This window comes from Cytobacillus firmus NBRC 15306, assembly GCF_001591465.1.
In the GTDB taxonomy this organism is placed as follows: Bacteria; Bacillota; Bacilli; order Bacillales; family Cytobacillaceae; genus Cytobacillus; species Cytobacillus firmus.
Genome location: NZ_BCUY01000164.1, coordinates 1 through 3,140 on the forward strand (window position 1 = coordinate 1; position 3,140 = coordinate 3,140).

Here is a 3,140-nt window from a genome sequence, read left to right on the forward strand (position 1 = left end):
AATCGGTTCAACAATTTTCTAACTACATGCAAAGTCAAGATCCTTATAGAGGCAATTTAATACAATAAAGAACACTTGTTAAAGGAAAGTAAACTCAGGGTAAAACAACAATAATTATGCAAGACAAAAGGTTGGTTGGATGTTAACCAACCTTTCTCTTCTTTAGAACCTTCCTACAAACGTGTTCAAAGTATTAAATTGCTCAAATCCTGCCATATAAATACTAAAATAAGGTTGTGTTAAAAATGAATCAAGAAACTAAAATTGCAAATGAGCTTCAGAAAATGTTGACTGAAAATCAAATCCCTGTTTCCGTCCAGGAAGATATTAATGTGCTCTCTGAAAAATTAGCTAATGGAGAACTTACACTTGGTGAATTAGAAAATAAAGATCAGTTTGTAGTAGAGGTTATTCAAAAAGCAAAAAATAGAATCGGATAAAATAGGGAAACTTTGTAATATTATCATACATAATTGCCTCATTTTTAATTTTATTACTGTATTTCATCAAATTTCTTTTTTAGACTATCTGAATAAAAAAAGAATAAACGTAAAAAATAATTTAGAAATTACAACAATCGAAAGGGCGGTAAAGATGAATCATAAGTGGATGAAACTTTTATCAACAGTTTTTCTTTCAATGTTCTTGTTATTAGGGTGTAATAATGGAGATGACGATAATAATCCACCACCTGAGGATGTAACTCCTGGGACAGAGGAACCAATTGAAGATCCTGAAGACGCAACAGATCCAGATACTATTGATGAAAATAATGTCACCCCTGATACAGAAGAATCAATTGAAGATGCTGAAGACGCAACAGATCCAGATAATATTGATGAAAATAATGACAACACTGATACAGAAGAACCAATTGAAGATCCTAAAGATGTAAATGACGCAGATAATAAAGATGAATAAGTTTATACACCGTTTGTTCTCAAACGGTGTTCTTTATGTATTAAGATTCAAGGACGCATTAGAAATTTGATTATCGAAGCATTTTCTAATCATAAAATTATATAGAGGTGTCTCATGACAAAAATATCAAGGTCCTTATTGGTTACGGTTTCCGTACTTATTCTTTTATCTATAGGGTTATTATTCTTAGTACAAAATACAAGAAACAAAGAGAATCACGAAAATAAAACAGTTGCTGTCAAAAACAATCCCCCTATAACTAGTGTCCAAAAAAACGAAAAAAATCTTCTTCAAATAAACAGTCTTTCCATGGGTCAAACCATTAAGAATCAATTAAGAAATGATCCTTCCGTTTTTCTAATTAAACACAATGAAAAAACGGAGAGTCATTATATTAAGAAAGAAGTAAACGTTACATTCAAGACTCATCCATCAACAAAGGAATTAGAAAGAATGGCACAGGAGATCAATGGCACTATCTTTAAAAATCTAAATTCTACGATTGTTTTTCGTTCTAATACGCTTTCGACCAAGGAACTTATTGAATATTTTAACAGACAGGCTATGGTTGAATTTGCTGAACCCAATTATCTTTATCTGCAAAATCAAATTGAACTTCCTAATGATTTGCTGTATAGAGAACAATATCAATGGAACTTATCGGCCATTCAAGCAGAAGCAGGCTGGGATATCACCAAAGGGGATGAACATATCATTATTGCTGTTATAGACACTGGCGTTGATCTGGACCATCCTGATTTAAGAAGACGATTAACAAATGGTTATAATGTACTGTTGAATAATAATTTCCCTGATGATGACAACGGGCATGGCACCCATGTATCAGGAATCATTGCATCGGAAACTAACAACCATGAAGGTCTTGCGGGTGTTACCTGGTATAACAAAATAATGCCTATAAAAGCAATGGGTGCCGAAGGGCATGGGACAACCTTTGATATAGCAAAAGGGATTTATTGGGCAGCGGATCATGGAGCCGATGTCATTAATATGAGTTTAGGCAATTATCAGCATTCTTCCCTTTTAAAAGAGGCCATCGATTATGCATACAGTAAAAATGTTGTTTTGATTGCTGCAGCAGGAAATGAAAATACTATGCAACCGAGCTACCCAGCTGCTTTTCCTAATGTTCTCAGTGTCGCCGCCGTTAGTAACACCGGACAACGTGCCCCTTTCTCAAATTATGGAGATTATATTGATGTTGCAGCTCCCGGAGTTCAAATTCCGAGCACCTATTTTAACCAGCAGTATGCTGCCCTTTCAGGCACTTCTATGGCTTCACCACATGTAGCAGGACTAGCAGGTCTTTTGCTTTCAGTAAACCCTAATTTAACGAACCAAGAAGTAATAGACATTATTAAGAATTCTACTTATGATTTAGGAATCCCTGGAGCTGATAACGAATTCGGTAGTGGCTTAATTAATGTAAAGAATGGATTGGAAGCAGCCCAAAGCAAAAGGCAATAATCCCTTTTTGAGACCGCTACATAGTGTCCCCAAGTAGTCCTAACTCTGAGGAAATGAATAATCCAACTGAAAATCTGCCGCCCCTTTCTTCCAAAATCATGGAAGAAAGGGGCGGTTTTTCTCTTGGTTTAGACCTGTACCCCCGCTTTCTTATCCTTGGAGCTTTACAAAATAAACTAATTCCAAAATATTTTGAGGTGTTTCATAAGAAAAGGTATCTTAACAATTCTTTGTATTCCCAACGTATACTCGCTACATAGTTTGTACATGTTAAGAGAAAAACTAAGGGGGAATTTTAGTTGGAGTGGATTTTTTATCTATACCTGTTAAATGCGTTCTTTATGTTATTCATAGCAACTTGGGATGTTCGTCGGCCAGCCAAAGCTTTGAATTGGATAGTAATCGTCCTTGTTTTGCCTGTCATTGGTTTCTTACTATATCTTAGCATATCAAATCCCAAGTTTATTCAACGTAAAAGATTGACCTCTTCTCATAATGAGTCTGATAAGTTACCTGATACATTTAGTGATTCAGCATCGATAATCGCCGATGCTTTAAGGTATTTTACTGTAGGCGGGCTTGGCTTCGAGTCGGCAAAGTCCAAGCTGGGGTCCAAATCTACCAGTACAATAAAGGAATGTTACATGCGAAACTGATGATCATTGATGAGGAAATTGCAGAAGTAGGCGCAGCAAACTATGATATGAGAAGTTTTCGCCTGAATTATGAGG

Annotated in this window: 4 protein-coding genes and 1 pseudogene; all 5 read left to right on the forward strand. The window is 35.5% G+C overall.

Annotated elements, in window-relative coordinates:
* Positions 1-245 precede the first annotated feature (245 nt).
* Entirely contained in the window at positions 246-440 is a 195-nt protein-coding gene (locus BFI01S_RS21350; protein WP_041844978.1) for a hypothetical protein, read from the forward strand.
* A 154-nt stretch (positions 441-594) separates the two neighbouring features.
* Positions 595-921 carry a hypothetical protein gene (locus BFI01S_RS21355; protein ID WP_041902469.1) on the forward strand — a complete coding sequence of 109 codons (327 nt, stop codon included), beginning with the start codon at positions 595-597 and terminating at the stop codon, positions 919-921.
* 114 nt (positions 922-1,035) lie between these two features.
* Entirely contained in the window at positions 1,036-2,409 is a 1,374-nt protein-coding gene (locus BFI01S_RS21360) for a S8 family peptidase (protein ID WP_061794375.1), read from the forward strand.
* Between the two features lie 299 nt (positions 2,410-2,708).
* Positions 2,709-2,990: pseudogene (locus BFI01S_RS24650) on the forward strand (PLD nuclease N-terminal domain-containing protein); the annotation flags it as partial.
* Positions 2,945-3,140, forward strand: a 196-nt coding sequence (locus tag BFI01S_RS24470; protein ID WP_268875352.1) for a phospholipase D-like domain-containing protein, incomplete at its 3' end; no start/stop codon positions are given. The pseudogene BFI01S_RS24650 and the gene BFI01S_RS24470, both read left to right, overlap by 46 nt.